The sequence below is a fragment of the Spirillospora sp. NPDC049652 genome (assembly GCF_040675125.1).
Taxonomy (GTDB): Bacteria; Actinomycetota; Actinomycetes; order Streptosporangiales; family Streptosporangiaceae; genus Spirillospora.
Map to the genome: position 1 here is coordinate 1 of NZ_JBFAOF010000520.1, position 5,106 is coordinate 5,106.

Genomic DNA, 5,106 nt, shown 5'->3' on the forward strand with positions numbered 1-5,106 from the left:
CGCGGCCTGAAGGGCGATCTGGACCGCCTGGTCGCCGCCGAGGTCGCCCTCGAACGCGAGATCACCGTCGTGGACGCGGACATCGCCGAGGTGGTCCGGGCGGCCGCCGAGCACGAGGTCCCGATCGTGCTGGTCTCCGACACCTACTTCAGCGGCGAGCAGCTCGCGCACCTCCTCGACCGGCCGGGCCTGGAGCCGCTCGGCGGCGCCCGCGTGTACCGCTCCAACCAGCACGGCGCCGACAAGGCCTCGGGCCTGTGGGAGACCGTCCTGAACGACCTGGGGCTCTCACCGCGGCAGGTCGTCCACATCGGCGACAACGAGAACGCCGACGACCGGGTGCCGGGGGAGCTGGGCGTCCGCACCGTCCACTACGTCCGCGTGGACGACGTGTACGGCGCGATGCTCGAACGCGAGGGCGAACCGCTGGAGGGCGACGGGCCTGACGCCCCCGACCTCGACCCGGTGCACGGCGACCACGGGCTGACCAGCCTGCGCGCGAAGGCGCTGCGGGCGACGGGTCCGCTCCCGTCCACGGCCCTGGAGGTCGCCTGGGGGTTCGGCGCGGCGGTCATGGGCCCGGTCCTCACCGGCTTCGCCGAGTGGGCTGCCTACCGCGCGCACGAGACGGGCGTCCGCACCCTCTGGTGCCCGATGCGCGAGGGCGAGCTCCTCAGCGAGCTGATCAACGCCGCCGCCCGCGCGCGCGGTCTGGACGTCACCGCGAAGCCCGTCTGGCTGTCCCGCTTCACCACGTCGCTGGGGGGCCTCGACCCGCACGACGAGGACGCCGTCCACGCGTTCTGCCGCAGCGGTTACCGGATGACCGTCCGGCAGGCCCTGGAGGCGCTCGGCCTCCAAGCGGGCGAGGTCCCCGGCCTGGCGACCGAGCTCGCCGCGGTCATCGACAACGGCGACATCGCCGAGCGTGTCGCGAAGGCGCTCACCGAGACCCCGCACCTGCGCGGGCGTATCGCCGAGACCGCCACCGCGGCGCGTGAACGGCTCCTGAGGTCGCTGCGCGCGGCGGGCGCGCTCGACGACCCCGACCTCACCCTCGTGGACCTCGGCTGGGGCGGGACGATCCAGCTGAACCTGGCGAAGGTGCTCCGGCTCGCCGGGATCGGCATCGCGCCCGCCGGGCTCTACCTGGCCACCGACCTGCGCTCGGAGCGGCTGTACCTGGCCGGCCTGCGCGCCGAGGGCTATCTCGCCCAGGCCGGGCATCCGGAGTGGATCGCGGGAACGCTCACCCGCAGTCCGGAGATCGTCGAGCAGGCCGTCAACGCGCTCTGCGGGTCGCTGATCGGCTTCACCGCCGACGGCGGCCCCGTGCTCGGACCGGTGTCCGACTCGCCGTCCCAGGACGCCGAGCGCCGCCTCGTCCAGGACGGGGTGCGGGCCTTCCAGGCGCTGTGGAACCGGTACGCCGAGGACGGCGACGTCCCCGGCCTGGCGGACGGCGACGCCGTCCGGACCAGGCTGGCCCGCATCCTCGTCGCCGCGCTGGAGCAGCCGACCGCCGAGGAGGCCGCCGCCTTCGGGGCCTGGGGCCACGAGGACAACTTCGGATCCGACCTGGTCACCCGGCTGCTGCCGGACGACCTGCGCCCCGCGATCCCGTACCTGCACCCGGCCGACCTCGCTGACCTGCACATGCGGGACTCGTTCTGGCCGGCCCTGCTCGCCGCGTCCGACCCGCACCTCGCCGCGCTGACCCGCGCGGTGGCGCGCGGCGACCTGCCCGGCGAGGCGCTGGAGGCGGCCGGGGACCCGGTCACGAGCCGGCTCCGGTACCGCACGGGCGACGACCGCTGGCACGAGGTGATCCGGTCCCGCGTCCGGATCAACCACAACGGGCTGTCGTTCGCCCGGCTGCGGTTCGAGCACCACGACACGGTGGACCTGTCGCTGGCGCTGCCGGGCCGTCCGGCGATCGTCCGGATCGACTGGATCGAGGCCCGCCTGGTGGCCGGGGACCGGCGCGAGGTGGTGCTGCGCTGGGAGAAGCCGGAGGACTTCGTCGGCCTCCACTTCGCCGACTGCCGCTACCTCGGCGGCAACCTCGTCGAGTTCCACGCGCCGCACGGCGCGGTGTGGCTGCCGGTCGCGCGGCGCGCCGGAGTGCCGTCGGTGTCGTCGGGGACGGTGAGCGCGGCGTTCGCGATGCTGCCGCAGTCCCGCACCGGACGGGCCGCGCGGGTCCCGGTCGACCAGCAGGCCACCAACGCCGCGCGCGCCGCCCGGATCGGCAACCGGCTGCGGGAGGAGTACCGCACCGCCGGCGTCAAGGGCGTCGCGGCGGGCGCGAGCAGGGTCGCCCGCCGCAAGCTGGGAGGGCCGTCGTGACCGTGCCGCCGAGGGAGGCGGCGTGACCGTGCGGCCGGGAGGGGCGTCATGAGCGAGGCAGGTTCCCGGGACGACCCGCACGCCCAGCCGCGCGCCGCCCGCGAGCCGTCCCTGCTGCTGCACTCGATGGCGCTGTTCCGCGAGCTGTTCGAGATCGTCTACGCGGTCCGGACGATCGGCGCGGTCGTCGAGGTCGGGGTCGAGTCCGGGCGGACGAGCTCGCTCTACGCCGACCTGGGCGCGTCCGCCGTGTACTGCGTGGAGCCCCGCCCGACGGACGGGCTGCGCGCGGCGTTCGCCGCCGACCCGCGCCTGACGCTGGTCGAGGACCGGTCTCCCGGCGCGCTCGGCCAGGTGCCGTCCGCCGACCTGTACGTCCTGGACGGCGACCACAACTACGCCGTCGTCCGGGCGGAGCTCGCCTGGATCATGGCGAACGCCCCGGACGCCGTCGTCGTCCTGCACGACGTGCTCTGGCCGGGCGGCCGCCGCGACATGTACTACCAGCCTTCTCCGCTGGCTCCCGGTGAACGGCACCCGGACACCGCCGACGGCCCCTCGGTCTGGACCGACGAACTCGGGCCCGCAGGGTTCGTCGGCGCGGGCGACTTCACGTGGGCCGAGCACGCCGGCGGGGAGCGCAACGGCGTGCTCACCGCCGTCGAGGACGCCGTGGCGGAGGCCGCCGACGACTGGCGTTTCGAGATCGTCCCCGCTGTGTTCGGGTTCGGTGTGCTGGCCCGAGCGGCCGCCGAAGGGACGGGCGACCTCTTCGAGGCGCTGCGGCCGTACACCTCGTCCCGGCTGCTCGCCGCGATGGAGAACAACCGCATCGCCCTCTACACGCACGTGCTCGGACTCCAGCACCTCCTGAGCCTCCAGCAGGCGGAATCCGACGAGCCCGCGCAGGACGAGCCCGCGCAGGACGAGCCCGCGCAGGACGAGCCCGCGCAGGACGAGCCCGGGCACGTCACATCCGAGCAGGACGAACCCGACGACCGACCGTCGTCCTCCACCGCGGACGAGACGCCCGTCCAGGAAGCGCAACCGAGGAGAACCGGCGTGTTCGACTACATCGGCGAAGTGGCCATGCACCAGCCCACCTGGGGGACGTTCCTGGTCCCCGACGGCGCGCTGGCCGAGGCGGACCGGCCGCACGAACTGCTCGGCATCCCGATCCAGAGCGGGTTCCACGCCGACCTGTCGGTGTTCGCGGGACAGAACACCGTTTTCGACCGCATCGCGGACAGGGTCGCGTCGGTGAAGCTGGACTACGAGGACCAGTGCAGCCCCAAGCACTACTTCGACGTCTTCACCCGGATCGAGCGCGAGCACGCCCACCTGACCCGGATCGTGGACGTCGGGACGTTCATGGGCGGCTCCGCGGCCGTGTTCGCCGGCTGTGTCGAGCCGATGGGCCTGGAACTGGACATCGTCGACGTCAATGACGCCTACCTGCGGTTCGCCCACGAGCGAGTGCGGCGCGCCTTCCCCGGCGCCGTGCCGCGCGTCCGGATCTTCCACGGAGACCTGCCGACCTACGTGCGGACCGTCCTGCTCGCGGAGCAGGGCACCCGCGCGCTGGTCCACCACGACGCGGCCCACAGCTTCGACCAGGTCGTCAAGGACCTCAGCGCGCTGTACTTCGCCCGCGACCGGGTGCACTCCCTCGCCGTCCAGGACACCCACCTGCGCGGCTCGATCGGCTACCTCAACTTCGTGGACGCCGCCGTGTACGCGATCTACGGCAAGGGTGTGGAGTTCGAGCCGCTGGGCGCCGCCTATCCGGCGGGCTCGGCGGTGTGCGAGCCGAACCAGTGGGACGGGAACTACTTCATGGCCGAGGAGCCCGAGGGAATGTACCTCCGGTTCGAGGGGCTGACGTGGAAGTACCCGCATCCGTCGATGACTCTGGACGAGTTCATGCCGGTCCCCGCGGCGACCACCCGTCCCGCTGGCGCCTCTGGGCGGTGAGCCGTGCCCTTCCGGTGACCGGATCCGGCCACCGGAAGAGAAAAGATGATCTCTGGTGCTGGTGGACGCGGTGACCGGAAGGAGGGGTCGAGTCGGGCATCGGGGGGCGTGTTCGGTTGAACGGGACGCGCGGGAGAGGGAAGCTCTTTACTCTGGGCGGGGAGGATCCGTAGCCGAGCCTGCCCTGAAGTGCCCGCACCGCCTTGTGACCTGGGGTCTGCCGACGTGACCGATCTGCCGAACGGTTCCGCGGGCGCGCGCATGGTGCAGGCCGACCGGCTGTACGTCGGGTGGCGGTACGCGCAGGTGCACCAGGATCCGGGGCCCCCGCCGAGCGAGCCGGAGCCGGTGCGTCCGGAGGGCGGACGGCCGGCGTATCCGGCGGAGTACGGGGCGGCGCGGGGGCTGAGCGCCGACCATCTGTCCGGGCGGCCGCTGCGGATCACCGCGGCCGGCGGCGCGGCGTTCGCGGCGCTGATCCTGGTGTGCGCCATGACCGGGGTGCTGCCCTGGTCGTTCGCCGCGGCGGGGCTCGTCGCGTGCGCCGGGGTGCTCGGCATCACCGGGACGCCGCTGTGGCGCAGCCGGCGGGAGGCGCGGGCGCGGATCGAGGCCGAGGCCGTCCGGGCCGAGCGCGAGCGGGCCGCGCGGGAGAAGGAGCGTGCGGCCGTCGCGCGTGCGCACGAGGACGCGCGGCGCGCGTGGGAGCGGAAGCTGTCGGCGTATGAGGCGCAGCGCGAGTGGTATCCCGTCGCCGTTCCGCCCGGGGTCGACCGCGTGGAC

2 protein-coding genes and 1 pseudogene are annotated in these 5,106 nt (G+C 73.7%); all 3 read left to right on the forward strand.

All coding sequences use genetic code 11. The features are described from left to right. A partial coding sequence (locus AB0J52_RS26770; protein ID WP_500185071.1) for a hypothetical protein occupies positions 1-2,349 on the forward strand: 2,349 nt, incomplete at its 5' end. Between the two features lie 48 nt (positions 2,350-2,397). Next, positions 2,398-4,323: a class I SAM-dependent methyltransferase gene (locus tag AB0J52_RS26775; protein ID WP_500185073.1), complete on the forward strand. Its 1,926-nt coding sequence runs from the start codon at positions 2,398-2,400 to the stop codon at positions 4,321-4,323. 225 nt (positions 4,324-4,548) lie between these two features. Continuing rightward, positions 4,549-5,106 (forward strand): annotated as a pseudogene (locus AB0J52_RS26780) (hypothetical protein); the annotation flags it as partial.